Raw genomic sequence first — 15,817 nt, 5'->3', positions numbered from 1 at the left:
ATCGCTCCTACTCGAATAGCCCCGGTTGCAAGACCCCGGCCGGCGGTCTCATACCCAGATGGGTCCAGGCCTGCGCAGTGGCAACCCGGCCGCGGGGCGTCCGCGCGATCATCCCGGCGCGCACCAGAAACGGCTCGCACACCTCCTCGACGGTGGTCGCCTCCTCCCCGACCGCCACAGCGAGCGTCGAAACCCCGACCGGGCCGCCGCCGAAACTGCGGGTCAGCGCCGACAGCACCGCCCGGTCCAGCCGGTCGAGCCCGAGCTCGTCGACGTCGTAGACCTCCAGCGCGGACTTGGCGACGTCGCGAGTGATCACTCCGTCGGCGCGCACCTCGGCGAAGTCCCGGACCCGGCGCAGCAGTCGGTTGGCGATCCGTGGCGTGCCGCGCGAACGCCGGGCGATCTCCGCACCCGCTTCGGCGCCCAGCTCGATGCCGAGGATCCCGGCCGATCGGGCCAGCACCCGCTCCAGATCGGCCGGCTCGTAGAAATCCATGTGCGCGGTGAAACCGAAGCGGTCCCGCAGCGGACCGGTCAGCGCGCCGGACCGGGTCGTCGCGCCGACCAGCGTGAACGGTGCCACCTCCAGCGGAATCGAGGTTGCCCCAGGGCCTTTGCCCACCACGACGTCGACCCGGAAGTCCTCCATCGCGAGGTAGAGCATCTCCTCGGCCGGCCGCGCGATGCGGTGGATCTCGTCGATGAACAACACGTCGTGCTCGACCAGATTCGACAGCATCGCGGCCAGGTCGCCGGCGCGCTCCAGGGCCGGTCCCGACGTCACCCGCAGCGTGGACCCGAGCTCGGCGGCGATGATCATCGCCAGCGACGTCTTGCCCAACCCCGGCGGGCCGGACAGCAGGATGTGATCCGGTGTGCCGCCCCGGTTTTTGGCCCCCTCGAGGACCAGCTGCAGCTGTTCGCGGACCCGCGACTGGCCGATGAACTCGCGCAGCGAGCGGGGCCGCAGGCTGACGTCGATGTCGCCCTCGCCGACGGTCAGCGCCGGGGACAGGTCGCGATCCGCGTAGTCCTCGGAGTCCTCGTCGCTCATTTGGTCTTACCCAGCAACGACAGCGCGGCCCGCAACACGTCGGAAGTCGTTGCCTGCTCGCCTTTTTCGCGACTGGCCGCCAGCACGCTGTCGGTGGCATCCTCGGCCTGCTTGACCGCGAAGCCCAACCCGGTCAGCGCCTCGACCACCGGACCCCGCACGGCGTGGCCATTGACACCGCCGCCGGCCGGTGCCGCCGTGGGCGTACCGCCGGCATGGATCTTGTCGCGCAACTCCAGCACCATGCGCTCGGCGCCGCGCTTGCCGATGCCGGGCACCCGGGTCAGCGCGGTGACGTCACCGTCGGAAAGTGCCTGGCGCAGCGCCGCGGCGTCGTGCACGGCCAGCGTCGCCATCGCCAGGCGCGGCCCGACGCCGGACACCGACAGCAGCGTCAGGAACAGGTCGCGGGTCTCGTTGTCGACGAACCCGTACAGCGTCTGCGAATCCTCGCGAACGATCATCGCGGTGATCAGGCGGGCTTCGCTGCCCTGCCGCAGCGTGGCCAGCGTCGACGGCGTCGCGTTCACCCGATACCCGACACCGGCGGCTTCGATCACCACATGATCGAGTGCCACCTCGAGCACCTCACCGCGCACCGAGGCGATCATCGACCCGCCCCCGCCCTGGCAGCTTTGGCCTTGGCGGCCAACTTGGCGCGGTAGGCCTGGCGCGCCTCGGCGGCCATCGCCTCGGCCGCCGCCATCCGGGCCAGCATCGGCGCCCGCCAGCAATGGCAGATGGCCAGCGCCAGCGCGTCGGCCGCGTCGGCCGGCGTCGGTTTGGCTTGCAGCTCAAGGATTCTGGTGACCATCGCGGTGACCTGAGCTTTGTCGGCGGTGCCGTTGCCGGTGACCGCGGCCTTCACCTCGCTGGGCGTGTGGAAGTGCACGCCGATATCGCGTCTGGCGGCCGCCAGCGCGATCACGCCGCCGGCCTGCGCGGTGCCCATCACGGTCGACACGTTGTGCTGAGCGAACACCCGCTCGATCGCGATCACGTCGGGACGGTGAGTGTCCAGCCAGTACTCGACGGCGTCGCTGATGGCCAGCAGTCGTTGGGGCAGCGCGGCATCCGACGGGGTACGGACCACGTCGACGTCCAGCGCGACGACATGTCGCCCGCGCCCGCTTTCCACCACGGACAGCCCGCACCGGGTCAGTCCGGGGTCGACGCCCATCACCCGCATGCTCCAACTCCACTTCCTGCAAAACGGTGGCCCGAACAGCTGTTCGATAGCCTAGCGGTCGAGTCCGACGGCGCCGAGCAGGACACGCCTCAGGACCCGCCAAAAGCTGTTAACTTAAGCCAACGTTCGCTCCCGACGGGAGGGTTTGCGTGGGAACAGTGCTGGTGGTGCTGGCCGCGGTGCTGTTCATCGCGTCCATCGTCGTACTCGTCGTCGCTGCGAAACGTCCCCGGGCAGCGGCGCAGCCGCGCGGGCGACGCGATCCGCTCTCCTTCGACGCGATGCCACAATTCGGTCCCCGGCAACTGGGTCCCGGCGCCATCGTCAGCTACGGCGGTGTCGACTACGTGGTCCGCGGTTCGGTGACCTTCCGCGAGGGACCGTTCGTGTGGTGGGAGCACTTGCTGGAAGGCGGCGACCTGCCGACCTGGTTCGCCGTCGAGGAAGACGACGGACGCCTCGAGCTCGTCATGTGGGTCACCCGCAAGGACGTCACCCTGCAGCCCGGCGATCAGTACCTGGTCGACGGGATCGCATTTCACGAGACGGAACGCGGTCGCGCCTCGTATACGACCGAGGGCACGACCGGCCTGCCCGCCGGTGGCGAGATGGAGTTCGTCGACTGCGTCAACGCCGACGAGACCGCGCTGCTGTCCTTCGAGCGCTGGGCACCCGGTACGCCCTGGGAGGTCTCGACGGGCAAGCCGGTGTCGCCGGGCGAGCTCACCGTCTACCCGGCGCCCACGCCGGGTTCCCCGTAGGACCGCGCGGTGCCGCTCTATCAGCTCGCCGTAGCTCCGGCCGACGTGTCCGGGAGCAGGTTGCGCCTTGCCCTCAACGCGCCCGAACCCCCGCTGCTGGCCAGCCATTCGCTGCGGCATCCCGACGGCGGCGCGCTGCGGCTCGCGGTGCTCGGCGCCTCACATCTGGTCACGATCGAGCACGCCGCGACCACCTTCTCCGAGCAGGTGTCCTGCACCGCCGAGAGCGACACCTCCTCGCTGCCCGAGCGCGCCGAAGCCTCGGGCTATGCGCTGGAATCACGCACCAACGCGCTCGACGAAGCCATGTTTCGCAGATTGGCCCACCAGCTTCGCGACCGATGCCGAATCGAAACCGCTTGGCTCGGTGGCACTTTCCCCGGCGATGACGCCGCACTGACCGTGTTGTACGCCGAACCAGACGGCATCGGCTGGCGCTGGCAGACGTGGCATCTGTACCCGCAGCGACCCCTCGGGTCCGGCGGCGTGGTGGTCCGCACGGCCAGCCGGTGGCATCCGTGAGCCGCAAACAACTGTTCCGGCTTGCCGGCGGGCTGGCCGCGGCGTCGGTGGTGTCGTTGGTGATCGGAATCATCCTGCTGCAGAAGGACATTACCGGTTATATCGCTAGCAACTACCGCGAGTACTGGCGCGACGCCAACGCAACGCGGTACCTGTGCAGCGGATCGCCCGATCAGGTCGCCGACGCGCTCGCCGACTATCAGGAACCCGCGGCGCGCGCGGACAACGACAACAACGAGTACCTGCGCTATAGCGACCACATCGTGACCGTCGGCCCAGATGGTAACCACCCGTGCAGCATTCGCGTCGAAAGCCTCGGCGCCGGCTACAGCCACGGCTCCTACGTCTTCCTCGGCCCCGGGTTCAGTCCCGGGTCCCCGTCGAGCGGTTCCGGCGGTAGCCCCGGCGGACCGGGTGGAACCAAATAGCAAAGGAGACAACCGTGTACCTCGCCTTCGATATCGGGAACGTGGATCTCGACCCCGTCCTCAAAGGCGTCGTCGCGACGCTGTTGTACTTCGTCGTCGGCATGGCCGTCCTGATCGTCGGCTTTTACATGGTCGACGCGCTGACCCCGGGCAAGCTGCGCCAGATGGTGTTCGTCGATCGCCGCCCCAACGCCGTCGTGGTCGCTTGCGCGATGTATGTCTCCCTCACCACGGTGATCGTCAGCTCCATCGTCAACAGCTACAGCCAGTTGGGTCAGGGACTGGTCGGTGTGGCGGTGTACGGCCTCATGGGTGTGATCCTGTTGGGAATCGCGCTGCTGACCCTGCATTTGGTGATCCCGGGCAGTTTCCACGAACACATCGACGAGCCCGAGCTGCATCCCGGGTCGTTCGCGGTGGCGCTGATGCTGTTGGCCGTCGGGGCAGTGACGGCCGCCGCGGTGTCATGACCGTCACGCAGGAAGCCGCACGCTCCGCCCAGCCGTCGATACGCTGGCGGGCCCTGCTGCTCGCCGCCGTCGCGGCCTGCGCGGCCTGTGGCATCATCTACGAACTGGCGCTGCTGACGCTGTCGGCCAGCCTCAACGGCGGCGGCATCGTGGCCACCTCGTTGATCGTCGCGGGCTACATCGCCGCCCTCGGCGTGGGCGCGCTGACCATCAAGCCGCTGCTGAGGCACGCGGGCATCGTCTTCGTCGCCGTCGAGGCGGCCCTGGGCATCATCGGCGGCCTGTCCGCCGCGGCGCTGTATGCGGTGTTCGCGTTCCTGGACGGCACAATCGGATCGACGTGGGTGCTGGCGCTGGGCACCGCGCTGATCGGCGGGTTGGTCGGCGCCGAGGTGCCGTTGCTGATGACGCTACTGCAGCAGGGCCGCGGTGGCCCCGCCAGGAACACAGCGACGGATACCGGCCGCACGCTGGCCAACCTCAACGCGGCCGACTACCTGGGAGCTTTGGTCGGCGGATTGGTCTGGCCGTTTGCCTTGCTGCCGCATCTCGGAATGATCCGCGGCGCCGCGGCCACCGGCGTGATCAACCTGGTCGCGGCGGCCATCGTGGCGATGTTCCTGCTGCGCCGGGTGATCTCCACCGCGCAGTTGGTGACGGCACTGTGTTCCCTCGCCGCGGCCCTCGGGCTGCTGGTCGTACTGCTGGTGCACGCGCACGACATCGAAACGACCAGCCGCCAAAGGCTTTACGCCGACCCGATTATCGCCTACCGGCACACCGCCTACCAGGAGATCGTGGTCACCCGTCGCGACAACGACACCCGGCTGTATCTGGACGGTGGATTACAGTTCTCCACCCGCGACGAATACCGGTACACCGAAAGCCTCGTCTATCCCGCACTCGGCAAGGGTGCCCGCTCGGTGCTGGTCCTGGGCGGTGGCGACGGCCTGGCAGCACGAGAACTACTGCGCCAGAACGGAATAGACAAGATCGTGCAGGTAGAGCTCGACCCCGCGGTGATCCAGATCGCGCGCACCACCCTGCACGACGCCAATGCCGGCGCGCTGGACAACCCGCGAGTTTCCGTGGTGATCGACGACGCGATGCGCTGGCTTCGGGCACCCCATCCTGATCTGAGCCCGCCCGCCGGTTTCGACGCCGTCATCGTCGACCTGCCCGACCCGGACACCCCTGTGCTGGGCCGGCTCTATTCGAGTGAGTTCTATGCCCTTGTCGCGCATGCGCTTTCGCCGAATGGCCTCGTTGTGGTCCAGGCGGGCAGCCCGTTCTCCACGCCGACCGCGTTCTGGCGCACGGTGTCGACGATGCGTGCGGCGGGGTACGCCGTCACGCCCTACCACGTGCATGTGCCGACGTTCGGCGACTGGGGCTTCGCGTTGGCAGCCCCCGCGCAGGCCGGAGCGGCCGCACCGGTACCCACCATGCCCGCCGACGCACCGCCGCTGCGCTACCTCAATCCGCAAGTGCTGCAGGCCGCGACGGTATTCTCCGACGACATCGCGCCGCGTCCGCTGGAACCGTCGACGCTGGACAACCCGCGCATCGTCGAAGACATGCGGCACGGATACGACTAATCAGTCCTCGTCGAGGGCGGCCATTACCTCGTCGGACAGATCGACGTTGGTCCAGACGTTCTGCACGTCGTCGCTGTCCTCCAGGGCGTCGACCAACTTGAACACCTTGCGGGCCCCGTCGACGTCGACCGGCACACTCACCGAGGGCTGGAAGCTGGCCTCGGCCGAGTCGTAGTCGATGCCGGCGTCCTGCAGTGCGGTGCGCACCGCGACCAGGTCGGTCGGCTCGGAGATGATCTCGAAGCTGTCGCCCAGGTCGTTGACGTCCTCGGCGCCCGCCTCCAGCACGGCCGTGAGCACATCGTCCTCGGACAGGCCGTTCTTCTCCAGCGTGACGACGCCCTTGCGGGTGAACAGGTACGACACCGAGCCCGGGTCGGCCATGTTGCCGCCGTTGCGGGTCACCGCCACCCGGACCTCGCCGGCCGCGCGGTTGCGGTTGTCGGTGAGGCATTCGATCAGCACGGCCACGCCGTTGGGGCCGTAGCCCTCGTACATGATCGTCTGGTAATCGGCGCCACCGGCTTCCTCGCCGGCGCCCCGCTTGCGCGCCCGCTCGATGTTGTCGTTGGGCACCGAGGTCTTCTTCGCCTTCTGGATGGCGTCGTAGAGCGTCGGGTTGCCGGCCGGGTCACCGCCGCCGGTGCGGGCGGCGACCTCGATGTTCTTGATCAGCCGGGCGAACTCCTTGCCACGGCGCGCGTCTTTGACGGCCTTCTGGTGCTTGGTGGTGGCCCACTTGGAATGGCCGCTCATCGGTGTCTTCTACCTCTTCTGTTACGTAAAGTTCGCCGACAAGTCTACGTGGACGGCCGGGACGGACTACCCGGCCTCTCCCCGGGGTTGAGTGTGAACGGACGCCGACCTGTATTCACACTGAGCGCCCTCGATGCACACTCGAGCGGACATGCCTGTTTCGCCACCCGCGATTCGGGCGAACCTAACCGGGTGAATCAGCCCAAAGAGCCGCAGGACGCCAGACAGCCCACCGAAGAGCAGCGCCTGCAGCAGGAACAACTCGAGCATCAGCACGACGACCCGGACGCGCCGGGTTTGCAGCAGTCCGACGGCAACGTTGCGGACGAGAGCACGCGCTAGCTGCCGCCGCGCACGATATCGACGAACAGCTGGTGGATGCGCCGGTCCCCCGTCATCTCCGGATGAAACGCCGTCGCCAGCTTCTGCCCCTGCCGGACCGCGACGACGTGTCCGGCGGCCTTGGCCAGCACCTGCACGCCGTCTCCGATTCGTTCGACCCACGGCGCCCGGATGAACACCGCCCGCACCGGGCCGTCCAGACCCGCGAACTCGACATCGCCTTCGAACGAATCGACCTGACGTCCGAAAGCGTTGCGCCGCACCGTCATATCGATCGCGCGCAGCGGCAGTGCCTGGCGCCCGTTGACACCGGCATCGAGGATCTCACTGGCGAGCATGATCATGCCGGCGCACGCGCCGTAGGCCGGAAGCCCATCGGCCAGCCGCGCCCGCAACGGCTCGAGCAGGTCGAGGTCTGCCAGCAGGTGACTCATCGTGGTGGATTCACCGCCCGGGATGACCAGCCCGTCGATCGACTCGATCTCGTCACGCCGGCGCACGGGAAGTGAGTCGGCCCCGGCATCGCGCAGCGCCGCCAGATGTTCCCGAGTGTCGCCCTGCAGCGCCAAAACGCCGATCTTCGGGCGGCTCACGACTGGTGTCCGCGCTTGAAGCGGGTCAGCCCCTCCTGCATGACCGCGGCGACCATATCGCCGGACTGGGTGAAGATCTTGCCCTGGCACAGCGAGCGACCGCCGCTGGCCGACGGCGACGACTGGTCGTAGAGCAGCCACTCGTCGGCCCGGAATGCCCGCATGAACCACATCGCGTGGTCCAGCGATGCCACCTGCAGATGCTCGCGCACGTCGAGGTGGGTGACCTGCGCCGAACCCAGCAACGTGAGGTCGCTCATGTAGGCGAGCGCGCAGATGTGCAGCACCGGGTCGTCCGGCAGCGGATCACGGTGACGAAACCACACCTGCTGCTGAGATGCCTTGCCGGGCAACAACTCCAAGCGATCACGCGGCACGATGCAGACGTCCCACTCCTCGAACTGCTTGAATCCGGCATCGTCGAAGACCTTGATCGAGTCCAGCCCGGGCAGCCCGTCCGGCGGCGCCGCGAACGGCATCGCGTCCTGGTGGTGGATGCCTTCCTGATCGGTCTGGAAGGACGCCCCCATGCTGAAGATGATTTCCCCGTGCTGGATCGCGTTGACCCGCCGGGTGGCGAACGAACCGCCATCGCGGGTGCGCTCGACGATGAAAACGGTGGGCGCTAACGCATCTCCGGGCCGCAGGAAGTAGCCGTGCAGGGAGTGCACCTGGTAGCGCGGCTCGACGGTGCGTACCGCCGAAACCAGTGACTGGCCGGCGACGTGTCCGCCGAAGGTGCGCTGCAGGAATCCGGACTCCGGGCTGAAGACGCTGCCGCGGTAGATGTTGACCTCGAGTTGCTCGAGATCGAGGATCTGTTCGATCGCCACAGCCGATTATTACCAGCCGCGCTCGGCCAGGCGATGCGGCGCTGCGATCTGCTCGACGTTGATGCCCACCATCGCCTCGCCCAGGCCGCGCGAAACCTTGGCCAGCACGTCGGGATCGTCGAAGAACGTGGTGGCCTTGACGATCGCGGCGGCGCGCTGTGCCGGATCGCCGGACTTGAAGATGCCCGAGCCGACGAACACGCCCTCGGCGCCGAGTTGCATCATCATCGCCGCGTCGGCCGGAGTCGCGATGCCGCCGGCGGTGAACAATGTGACCGGCAGCTTGCCGGCCCGCGCCACCTCGACGACGAGATCGTAGGGCGCTTGCAATTCCTTTGCGGCAACGAACAATTCGTCCTCGGACAGGGACGTCAGGCGGCGGATCTCGCCGCCGATGGCGCGCATGTGGGTGGTCGCGTTGGACACGTCCCCGGTGCCGGCCTCACCCTTGGACCGGATCATGGCCGCGCCCTCGCTGATCCGACGCAGCGCCTCACCCAGATTGGTCGCCCCGCACACGAAGGGCACGGTGAACTTCCACTTGTCGATGTGGTGGGTGTAGTCGGCGGGTGTGAGCACCTCGGATTCGTCGACGTAGTCCACGCCGAGACTCTGCAGAATCTGCGCCTCGACGAAATGCCCGATGCGCGCCTTGGCCATCACCGGGATTGTGACCGCGGAGATGATGCCCTCGATCATGTCCGGGTCGCTCATGCGTGAGACGCCGCCCTGCGCGCGGATGTCGGCGGGCACTCGCTCCAGCGCCATCACCGCGACGGCGCCGGCACCTTCCGCGATTCGGGCCTGCTCCGGGGTGACGACGTCCATGATGACGCCGCCCTTGAGCATCTCGGCCATGCCGCGCTTGACGCGCGCCGTTCCCGTCTGGTTGGCCTGGCTCGACTGTGCGCCGCTGTCCACTAGCCCCTTCTCTCCTCGAACCATCGCGGTTCCACTCTAGTGGTGAGTGACAACCGAGTTTTCCCGCCGTTTGTGCCACGGGTTCGACATATGTCCAACAGGTGGGTGCGGCGACCGTCACATTGTGCTAAATATTGCGACAGCTATTTGCGCAGGCCGTCACAGCTGGTGCGAATCAACGGGGCTGGACCCCTGGTCACACCGGCCATCGCGGTTGGCCGAGAAGAGGTCCCGGATGTTGCCGGATTTCGTGCTGTTGCCGCCGGAAATTAATTCCGCGCGCATCTATGCCGGACCGCGCTCGGGGACGATCTGGGCAGCGGCGGCGGCCTGGGACGCGTTGGCCGCTCAGCTGGCGTCGGCGGCCAGTTCCTTCCAGACCACCGTCTCGACGCTGACCGGCGGGGCGTGGCAGGGGCCGGCGTCGATGACGATGGCCACCGCGGCAGCCCCGTATGTGCAGTGGCTGACCGGCACGTCGGCCAAGGCGGAGTTGCTGGCCATCCAGGCCCGGCTGTCGGCCGGCGCCTTCGAAACGGCGTTCACCGCCACCGTGCCCCCCGAGGTCGTCGCGGCCAACCGCGCCCTGCTGATGATGCTGATCGCGACCAACATCCTGGGTCAGAACACCGCGGCGATCGCCGCGACCGAGGCCGAGTACACCGAATTCTGGGCCCAGGACGTTGCGGCCATGACCGGCTACGACGCCAGCACCACGGCCGCAGAGGCAGGCTGGACACCCTTCGCCGACCCGCCGTTGACCCTGACCAGCCTGCCCGCCCCGACTTTCACCTCATTCGCCGAGCAGCTGATCAACTCGGTGGTCAATTCGCTGGCGCAGCAGTTGATGAACCCGATGTCGCAGATGCAGATGCTCTCGACGCCCGCCCAGTTCGCGATGCAGCCCATGCAAATGGCCATGGGTCAGCTGATGTCCGGCGCCAATCCCCTGATGAGCGCGGCCGCCAGCGTCCCCGCGCTCGATCCGGTGCTGGCGTCCGCGGCCAGTCCAGCGGTGGGTGGAACCGGTGCGGCCCAGCTCACCGGCATGGTCTCCGCGAGCGCGGGCCGAGCCGCCACGATCGGGCCGCTGTCGGTGCCGGCCAACTGGGCCAATGCCGCGCCGGCGGCACCGCAGATCCCCGCGGCGGCCGGGGCGGCCGGGATGGCCGGCGCCCCGGTAACCCCGATATCGCCGAGCGCGGGCAGCACGCCGTCGCTGCCCTCGATGAACGTGCCCGGGCGATTGATGAGTGCCGTCCCCCCAGCGGTCGCCGCGGCCCGCAAAGCCCCCCGCCCGGTGCTGGACTAGTCAGGGACTCCCCCGATGTCCTTCGTGATCACCGACCCCGACGCGATGGCGACGGCGGCCGACGCGCTGCAGGGAATCGGCGCGGAGCTGGAGGCGACCAACGCCTCCGTAGCGGTCCCGACGACGGGAGTGCTTGCGCCGGGCACGGATTCGGTATCGGTGCGCACCGCCGCGTTCCTGGACGCGCAGGCCGCGCAGTATCAGGCCCTCAGCGCGCAGGCGGAGCTGTTCCACACCCAGTTCGTGCAGACCTTGATCACCGCGAAGAACGCCTACGCCGAAACCGAGATGGCCAACGCGGCCGCCACGCAGCCGGCGTCGCAACAGAAAATCGCGCTGATCATGGGCGGCACCGGGAACCCGACACCGGACCTGAACTACATGACGTCGATCGAGCAGACGTATCTGGCCCAGAACTACTCGGGGTACACCCTGGTGAGTTTGCAAACCCCGGAACAGTTCTGGCCGGTGACCGGCATCGGTGACACCACCTTCGGCAGGTCCGTCTACAGCGGTTTTGCGACCCTCAACAGTGCGATCCTGGCGCAAACCACCCAGGGCAATCAGGTTGTCGTCGTTGGCTATTCGCAGAGTGCCACGATCGCCAGCCTGGAAATGCGCTATCTGCAGGCACTTCCGACCGCGTTGCGCCCTGACTCAAACCTGCTGAACTTCGTATTGCTGGCCGACCCGAACAATCCGATGGGCGGCGTTCTGACGCACTGGATTCCGGGCTTCGGTACCTTCAACTGGCCCACGCCGCTGACGACGTCCTACGCGACTTCGATTTTCACGCTGCAATACGACGCGGTCGCCGACTTCCCGGCGCACCCGTTGTGGCTGCCGTCGGACATCAACGCGCTGTTCGGCTTCCTGAATCTGCACGCCACGGTGCCCTACCTGCCCGCGGCACAGGTCGCCAACGCCATCCAAAGCCAGATCGGCAACCTGAGTTTCTACTTCATGCCGACCACGCAGTTGCCGCTGCTGGACCCGTTGCGGATGTTCGTTCCGATCCTCGGAAATCCGTTGGCGGACTTGCTCCAACCGTTCCTCAAGCCGATCGTCGACCTGGGCTACGCGCCCGGCTTCCTCCCGGCGCTCAACCCGCTCAGTGTCGCCGGCTACGTCAGCCAGGGCGCCACGGCCGGCATCTCGAACCCGTTGATCTCCGCCTTGCCGCCACTGGCCTCCAACGCTGTCGCGAGCGGGTTCTAGCTCAGCGGATCGACTGTAGCCGGGGCGATCGGCCCGGTGTATCGTTGTCTGCCAAGGTAATTGCCTCGGCAAGCAGTTCGGCCAACTGGCGCGGGTACACGGTCTGGCCCGCAGCCACCAGTTCGGCGATGTCATTGGCGTCGCACCAGCGGTGGCAATGGATGTAGCGGCGTTCCAGCTCGGTCCGGCCCGTGCACACCGGCTCGAAGCGCCGAGCGCGACGCACGAAGAAGAACTCCTCGCTGTCGATCAGTGTGCCGTTGAACTCGAAGACCTCGTCGCGCCGCCAGATCGGCCCGACCATCTCGGCCGCTTCCACCTGTAAACCGGTCTCTTCGGCCAACTCCCGCGCGGCCGCCTCGGCCAGCCGTTCGCCTGGGCGCACCTCGCCGCCCACCGTGAACCACCACCGCGGCGCCGATTCCTGGATCGCCGGATCCGAACCGCACAGCAACAGCACCGCGCCGGCCTCATCGAGTAACACCACCCGCGCCGAGGTCCGGTGTTTGGGCACCCCGTGCGGGGTCTGCGCCAGCGCGTGTGCTCGCTCGACGATCTCGAAATAGCTTGGCAGCGCGGCCGTTCCACCGAGCCGAAGGGCACGAACCGGGCCCCGCGCCCCCAGCGCCAAGGTGTCGCGGACGGCGTCGTTGTGGAAGCGGCGGGCCAGCAGCAGCCGGGCTTCGGCGTCGGCCAACTCGGCGATCAGACCGGCCGGCAGCGCCGCGGGATCGACCATCGCCAGTGCCGCCGACAATTCGTTTTCGGCGTTCTCCCGCGACTGCCGGGGCGCCCGCTCGGCGGCGTCGGCCAGCGCGGCCAGCCGCCGGCCTTCGAGGCTATTCGAGGAGCCGCCGTAAGCGTCGATCGCGACGGCACGCGCCACCACCGCGCGCCGCGCCAGCGCGCTGTCGAGGGCTTGCCAGGAAAGGTCATAGCGAATGTTCAGGCGGTTCAGCCGCTGCGCTGTCTGGATCGCCCAGACGCCGATCCCCGCGAGTACGGCGATCAGGACGACCAGCAGCGCGATGACGACGAGCGGCCAGGCCATCAGCCCGCCACCTGAACCTTGACGCCCGAGCCGGCGACCGTCTCGTACACGCGGATGATCTGGTCGGCCACCACCGACCAGTCGTAGCGGGAAACCACTTCGCACGCCGCGGCCACGTAACGCTCTCGCAGCGCGTCGCTTTCGAGCATCTCGATCAGCCCGTCGGCCAGTCCCGCGGCGTCGCCGACCGGCACCAGCCGTCCGGCGTCACCGTCGTGCAGCACGCGCCGGAAGGCATCCAGATCGCTGGCCACCACCGGCGTGCCCGCGGCCATCGCCTCCACCAGCACGATGCCGAAACTCTCGCCGCCGATGTTGGGCGCGCAATAGACGTCCGCACTGCGCATCGCCGACGCCTTTGCGCCGTCGTCGACCTGGCCAAGAAAGCGCATGTGCTTTGCCAAACCGCCTGCCTTGGTGCGCAATTCGTCCTCATCACCATGCCCGACGACCAGCACCTGCAGATCGCCGAAACATTCCACCACCCGCGGCAGCGCCTCGAGCAGCACCTCCATGCCCTTGCGCGGCTCGTCGAAACGGCCCAAGAACAACACCGTCTTGCCCGGCCGCGGATAGCCTTCCAGCAGCGGCGCCGAGGCAAGTGCGGCGACGTCGACCCCGTTCGGGATCTCCACCGCGTCGGAGCCGAGTGCCTCCATCTGCCAGCGCCGGGCCAGATCGGACACCGCGATGCGGCCGACGATCTTCTCGTGCCAGGGCCGCAGCACGCCCTGAAAGACCGACAGCGTCAGCGATTTCGTGGTCGAGGTGTGAAAGGTGGCCACGATCGGACCCTCGGCGATGCGCAGCGCCCACATCGACAGGCTGGGAGCATTCGGTTCGTGCAGATGCAGCACATTGAAGTCACCCTCGGCCAGCCAGCGCCGAACCCGGCCGTGGACCGCGGGACTGAATTGCAGCCGCGCCACCGACCCGTTGTAGGGAATCGGGATGGCCTTACCGGCCGAGACGACGTACTCGGGCAGTCTGACGTGTGGCGATGCGGGAGCCAGCACGCTGACGTAGTGGCCCCGCTCGCGCAGCACCTCGGCCAGCTGCAGCACATGCGATTGCACCCCACCCGGCACGTCGAACGAGTAGGGACAGACCATCCCGATTCGCATCAGGCTTCCTTCAGCCGGGCACGTCTGTCGTCGGAGAGATCGGCCAGCCACTGCGGCTGCAGCATGTGCCAATCCTCGGGGTGGGCGGCGATGTTTATCGTGAATCGATCGGCCAGCGCCTGGGTGATGGTGCGGACATCGCCGCTGGAACAGTCCAGCGGCGGAAATATCTCGACGGGCCAGGCGTCGGGCTCATTCCAGCAATGCGCCGGGCACAGCGCCGCCCCTGTTTCGATCGCGAGCTTGGCCGGCCCGGCCGGCATCCGGGTGGCCTCGCCGAAGAAGTCGACCTCGACGCCGGTGCGGGTGAGATCGCGCTCGGCCATCAGGCACACCACCCGGTTGGCCCGCAGCCGCTCGCACAGCACCTCGAAGGCCGGACGGTCGCCGCCGGACAGCGGCAGCACCTCGAAGCCAAGACTTTCCCGGTAGGCGATGAAACGCCGGTACAGCGACTCGGGTTTGAGTCGCTCCGCGACCGTGGTGAAGGTGCCGCGTGTCTGCGCCAGCCACAGCCCGGCCATGTCCCAGTTCCCGCTGTGCGGCAGCGCGAGCACCACACCACGACCAGCCGCCAGGGCCGCGTCGATATTGTCGGCTCCCACGAACGTCTCATCGACCCGGCGGGCCAGCGCGCGGTAGTCCATCGACGGCAGCCGGAATGCCTCGCGCCAGTAGCGCGCATAGGACTCCAGCGACGCCCGCATCAGGCTGTCCGGTACCTGGGCCGGCGGCACGCCGATGACCCGGGCCAGGTTCCTGCGCAGCTGGTCGGGGCCGCCGTTGCGGGCGGCGTAACGCGCTCCGGTGTCGAATATGTTGCGCGCGGCGAACTCTGGGACCGCGCGCACCGCCATCCAACCGGTGGCGTACGCCCAGTCGCTCGCCGTCCTGGTGAACGCCTCGCGCGGCGCGGTGAGTGCTTTCAAGCCGGACGGAGTCGAGATCACGGCGCGCTCGTCTCGCCGCTTGGCTGCGCGGGCGGCAGGGGTTCGGACGCGCCCGGCGAGGTCCGCACCGCGTGCAGGCGCTGCACGCAGGTGACCACGCTGGCCGCCGCCAGCACCCACATCGCCACCGGCAGCGCCGGCGGCCAGGCGACGAACGGAAAGTCCGACACACCCGCGCCGACCAGCACGATGATCAGCCGTTCCGGTCGTTCGATGATCCCGCCGTCGCCGCGCAGTCCGCTGGCTTCGGCCCGGGCCTTGATGTAGGAGATCACCTGCGAGGTGACCAGGCAGATCAACGTCGCCGCCGCCAGCGGTTTGTCATGCAGCCCGAAGACTATCCACCACAGCAGCCCGCTGAACACCGCGCCGTCGCTGACGCGGTCGCACGACGCGTCCAGCACCGCGCCGAAGCGGGTGCCGCCGCCGCGCTCGCGGGCCATCGCACCGTCGGCCATGTCGAAAAGCACGGCGAACCAGACCACGCAGGCGCCGGCGAACAGCTTGCCCATCGGGAACAACGTCAGCGCCCCCGCCACGGCAACGACGGTGCCCAGGATCGTGACGGCGTCCGGCGTCAGGCCCACCCGCAGCAGCGCCCTGGCCGTCGGGGTGGTGAGCCGGGCGAACGCGGCCCGGGACAGGAAGGGCGCCTTACTCATAGCGCCACTCTCCCCCGCAAGCGGGAGGTG

The 15,817-nt window shown here is 68.2% G+C and carries 19 protein-coding genes; 8 read left to right on the top strand and 11 right to left on the bottom strand.

The window, feature by feature from the left end; genetic code table 11:
* Positions 1 to 7 precede the first annotated feature (7 nt).
* From ruvB to ruvC, 3 genes are read right to left on the bottom strand one after another with little or no spacing between them, the layout of a single operon-like run.
* A complete protein-coding gene (ruvB, locus tag MAAFP003_RS10195; protein ID WP_096286593.1) occupies positions 8 to 1,057 on the bottom strand; it encodes a Holliday junction branch migration DNA helicase RuvB in 1,050 nt (349 codons plus the stop codon).
* Positions 1,054 to 1,668 carry a Holliday junction branch migration protein RuvA gene (gene ruvA, locus MAAFP003_RS10190; RefSeq protein ID WP_096286592.1) on the bottom strand — a complete coding sequence of 205 codons (615 nt, stop codon included), beginning with the start codon at positions 1,666 to 1,668 and terminating at the stop codon, positions 1,054 to 1,056. The genes ruvB and ruvA overlap by 4 nt, the downstream gene beginning before the upstream one ends.
* On the bottom strand, positions 1,665 to 2,246 hold the full coding sequence (gene ruvC / locus MAAFP003_RS10185; RefSeq protein WP_096286590.1) for a crossover junction endodeoxyribonuclease RuvC: 582 nt from the start codon (positions 2,244 to 2,246) through the stop codon (positions 1,665 to 1,667). The genes ruvA and ruvC overlap by 4 nt, the downstream gene beginning before the upstream one ends.
* A gap of 149 nt (positions 2,247 to 2,395) precedes the next feature.
* On the opposite strand from ruvC, the gene MAAFP003_RS10180 reads away from it, so the two are divergent.
* The 5 genes from MAAFP003_RS10180 to MAAFP003_RS10160 are packed head-to-tail and all read left to right on the top strand — an operon-like array spanning position 2,396 to position 6,025.
* A complete protein-coding gene (locus tag MAAFP003_RS10180) occupies positions 2,396 to 3,007 on the top strand; it encodes a DUF4178 domain-containing protein (RefSeq protein WP_096286588.1) in 612 nt (203 codons plus the stop codon).
* 9 nt (positions 3,008 to 3,016) lie between these two features.
* Positions 3,017 to 3,529, top strand: coding sequence for a DUF2617 family protein (locus tag MAAFP003_RS10175; protein ID WP_096286586.1), 513 nt, complete (start codon positions 3,017 to 3,019; stop codon positions 3,527 to 3,529).
* The gene (locus MAAFP003_RS10170; RefSeq protein ID WP_096286584.1) at positions 3,526 to 3,957 is read left to right on the top strand and encodes a DUF4247 domain-containing protein; all 432 of its coding nucleotides are present in this window, start codon (positions 3,526 to 3,528) and stop codon (positions 3,955 to 3,957) included. Before MAAFP003_RS10175 ends, MAAFP003_RS10170 begins: the two co-directional genes overlap by 4 nt.
* Positions 3,958 to 3,971: 14 nt before the next feature.
* Positions 3,972 to 4,427 (top strand): DUF350 domain-containing protein, encoded by a 456-nt coding sequence (locus MAAFP003_RS10165; RefSeq protein WP_096286582.1) that lies wholly within the window; start codon positions 3,972 to 3,974, stop codon positions 4,425 to 4,427.
* Positions 4,424 to 6,025 (top strand): polyamine aminopropyltransferase, encoded by a 1,602-nt coding sequence (locus MAAFP003_RS10160; protein WP_096286580.1) that lies wholly within the window; start codon positions 4,424 to 4,426, stop codon positions 6,023 to 6,025. Before MAAFP003_RS10165 ends, MAAFP003_RS10160 begins: the two co-directional genes overlap by 4 nt.
* Here MAAFP003_RS10160 and MAAFP003_RS10155 read toward each other — a convergent pair whose 3' ends face one another.
* Entirely contained in the window at positions 6,026 to 6,781 is a 756-nt protein-coding gene (locus tag MAAFP003_RS10155) for a YebC/PmpR family DNA-binding transcriptional regulator (protein ID WP_096286578.1), read from the bottom strand.
* A gap of 192 nt (positions 6,782 to 6,973) precedes the next feature.
* Here MAAFP003_RS10155 and MAAFP003_RS29140 point away from each other — a divergent pair, with 192 nt between their 5' ends.
* On the top strand, positions 6,974 to 7,123 hold the full coding sequence (locus MAAFP003_RS29140; protein WP_165796350.1) for a hypothetical protein: 150 nt from the start codon (positions 6,974 to 6,976) through the stop codon (positions 7,121 to 7,123).
* Here the strand turns inward: MAAFP003_RS29140 and pdxT are convergent.
* Genes pdxT through pdxS form a run of 3 tightly spaced genes read right to left on the bottom strand, consistent with a single transcriptional unit; the run spans position 7,120 to position 9,494 of the window.
* Positions 7,120 to 7,716, bottom strand: coding sequence for a pyridoxal 5'-phosphate synthase glutaminase subunit PdxT (gene pdxT / locus MAAFP003_RS10150; protein WP_096286576.1), 597 nt, complete (start codon positions 7,714 to 7,716; stop codon positions 7,120 to 7,122). The genes MAAFP003_RS29140 and pdxT overlap by 4 nt on opposite strands.
* Positions 7,713 to 8,549: an acyl-CoA thioesterase II gene (gene tesB, locus MAAFP003_RS10145; protein WP_096286574.1), complete on the bottom strand. Its 837-nt coding sequence runs from the start codon at positions 8,547 to 8,549 to the stop codon at positions 7,713 to 7,715. Before tesB ends, pdxT begins: the two co-directional genes overlap by 4 nt.
* 9 nt (positions 8,550 to 8,558) lie before the next feature.
* Positions 8,559 to 9,494, bottom strand: a complete 936-nt coding sequence (gene pdxS / locus MAAFP003_RS10140) for a pyridoxal 5'-phosphate synthase lyase subunit PdxS (RefSeq protein ID WP_165796349.1) — start codon at positions 9,492 to 9,494, stop codon at positions 8,559 to 8,561.
* Positions 9,495 to 9,705: 211 nt separating this feature from the next.
* On the opposite strand from pdxS, the gene MAAFP003_RS10135 reads away from it, so the two are divergent.
* Positions 9,706 to 10,782, top strand: a complete 1,077-nt coding sequence (locus tag MAAFP003_RS10135) for a PPE family protein (RefSeq protein WP_096286570.1) — start codon at positions 9,706 to 9,708, stop codon at positions 10,780 to 10,782.
* 15 nt (positions 10,783 to 10,797) lie between these two features.
* Entirely contained in the window at positions 10,798 to 12,000 is a 1,203-nt protein-coding gene (locus MAAFP003_RS10130) for a PE-PPE domain-containing protein (RefSeq protein ID WP_096286568.1), read from the top strand.
* Position 12,001: 1 nt separating this feature from the next.
* Here MAAFP003_RS10130 and MAAFP003_RS10125 read toward each other — a convergent pair whose 3' ends face one another.
* The 4 genes from MAAFP003_RS10125 to pgsA are packed head-to-tail and all read right to left on the bottom strand — an operon-like array spanning position 12,002 to position 15,787.
* A complete protein-coding gene (locus MAAFP003_RS10125) occupies positions 12,002 to 13,051 on the bottom strand; it encodes an NUDIX hydrolase (RefSeq protein ID WP_096286566.1) in 1,050 nt (349 codons plus the stop codon).
* On the bottom strand, positions 13,051 to 14,175 hold the full coding sequence (locus MAAFP003_RS10120) for a glycosyltransferase family 4 protein (protein WP_096286564.1): 1,125 nt from the start codon (positions 14,173 to 14,175) through the stop codon (positions 13,051 to 13,053). Before MAAFP003_RS10120 ends, MAAFP003_RS10125 begins: the two co-directional genes overlap by 1 nt.
* On the bottom strand, positions 14,175 to 15,125 hold the full coding sequence (locus tag MAAFP003_RS10115; RefSeq protein WP_096286562.1) for a phosphatidylinositol mannoside acyltransferase: 951 nt from the start codon (positions 15,123 to 15,125) through the stop codon (positions 14,175 to 14,177). The genes MAAFP003_RS10120 and MAAFP003_RS10115 overlap by 1 nt, the downstream gene beginning before the upstream one ends.
* Positions 15,122 to 15,787 carry a phosphatidylinositol phosphate synthase gene (gene pgsA, locus MAAFP003_RS10110; protein WP_096286560.1) on the bottom strand — a complete coding sequence of 222 codons (666 nt, stop codon included), beginning with the start codon at positions 15,785 to 15,787 and terminating at the stop codon, positions 15,122 to 15,124. Before pgsA ends, MAAFP003_RS10115 begins: the two co-directional genes overlap by 4 nt.
* Between the last annotated feature and the right edge of the window lie 30 nt (positions 15,788 to 15,817).

Origin of the sequence: Mycobacterium ahvazicum (assembly GCF_900176255.2) — a bacterium.
GTDB lineage: Bacteria > Actinomycetota > Actinomycetes > Mycobacteriales > Mycobacteriaceae > Mycobacterium > Mycobacterium ahvazicum.
This window is presented reverse-complemented; position numbering and strand designations above follow the sequence as displayed.

Coding starts and splice junctions, on each gene's coding strand:
- ruvB (WP_096286593.1), bottom strand. CDS start 1,057: ATGAGCGACGAGGACTCCGAGGACTACGCGGATCGCGACCTGTCCCCG.
- ruvA (WP_096286592.1), bottom strand. CDS start 1,668: ATGATCGCCTCGGTGCGCGGTGAGGTGCTCGAGGTGGCACTCGATCAT.
- ruvC (WP_096286590.1), bottom strand. CDS start 2,246: ATGCGGGTGATGGGCGTCGACCCCGGACTGACCCGGTGCGGGCTGTCC.
- MAAFP003_RS10160 (WP_096286580.1), top strand. CDS start 4,424: ATGACCGTCACGCAGGAAGCCGCACGCTCCGCCCAGCCGTCGATACGC.
- MAAFP003_RS10155 (WP_096286578.1), bottom strand. CDS start 6,781: ATGAGCGGCCATTCCAAGTGGGCCACCACCAAGCACCAGAAGGCCGTC.
- pdxS (WP_165796349.1), bottom strand. CDS start 9,494: ATGGTTCGAGGAGAGAAGGGGCTAGTGGACAGCGGCGCACAGTCGAGC.
- MAAFP003_RS10135 (WP_096286570.1), top strand. CDS start 9,706: ATGTTGCCGGATTTCGTGCTGTTGCCGCCGGAAATTAATTCCGCGCGC.
- MAAFP003_RS10130 (WP_096286568.1), top strand. CDS start 10,798: ATGTCCTTCGTGATCACCGACCCCGACGCGATGGCGACGGCGGCCGAC.
- MAAFP003_RS10125 (WP_096286566.1), bottom strand. CDS start 13,051: ATGGCCTGGCCGCTCGTCGTCATCGCGCTGCTGGTCGTCCTGATCGCC.
- MAAFP003_RS10120 (WP_096286564.1), bottom strand. CDS start 14,175: ATGCGAATCGGGATGGTCTGTCCCTACTCGTTCGACGTGCCGGGTGGG.
- pgsA (WP_096286560.1), bottom strand. CDS start 15,787: ATGAGTAAGGCGCCCTTCCTGTCCCGGGCCGCGTTCGCCCGGCTCACC.